General features: G+C 65.5%; 1 pseudogene. It reads right to left on the reverse strand.

Annotated features, from left to right (window positions below):
- Window positions 1-754, reverse strand: a pseudogene (locus EN969_RS33720) (hypothetical protein); the annotation flags it as partial.

The raw sequence follows: 754 nt of genomic DNA on the forward strand, positions 1-754 counted from the left end.
GGCCAGCACAGGGCAAGCCGGCCATGTTCGTTCCGTACCACAATTGCGAAACGCGCCACCATGGAGAAGAAGACCGTCAGGAATTCGCCGCTGCGGCTCCAGCCGCGATAGCCGAACGCCAGTATGGCGAGGAAAGAGAATAGCCAGTAGAGGCCGGCGGCCACGGCCAGACGCGCCGGATCGTCGGGCGCCGGATCGATGAGTTCGAACCAGGCAAAGGCGAAGAACAAGATGGCCGCAGGCCAGCAGCCGACCCATCGGGGCAGGCGCCATGTCCCGGTCCCGAACAGGCGCGAGGCGATACGCCATGGTCCATACCAGGGGTTCAGCCATGACCAGAGATCGCCGAAGAGGCCTTGCAACAGCGTGACGCCGGCCCACAAAAGGGTCCAGATCACCAAAGGCAGCGGGTTTGAAAGCGGGTCGTGGCTGCCGAAAAGGCCGGCGGCGATGAGAATTGCAAAGCCGGCAAAGGATATCAGGCTGATGGCGGCGCGGGCGCTGTCGCCGAAGGTGAACAGCGGCAGGCGTCGGCGCCAGAAGCGGGCAAGCGAAGCCGCCGGCAGCAGCGCCAGGACGAGGAAGCTGACGGCCACGGCGAAGGCGCCTCCGACCAGATAGTAGCCGGTCGGCAACAGCAGGACGTGGCCCCGGTCGGAGGCGTGGGCGAAGGCTGGGGTGGGGAGGAGGGCAAACAGCGCCGCAGATAATAACGCCAACAGCTGATGGCAGTGCTCTACGAGGCCCCCCTCTG

It is taken from the genome of Mesorhizobium sp. M7A.F.Ca.CA.003.01.2.1 (genome assembly GCF_003998945.1).
Lineage (GTDB): Bacteria > Pseudomonadota > Alphaproteobacteria > Rhizobiales > Rhizobiaceae > Mesorhizobium > Mesorhizobium ciceri.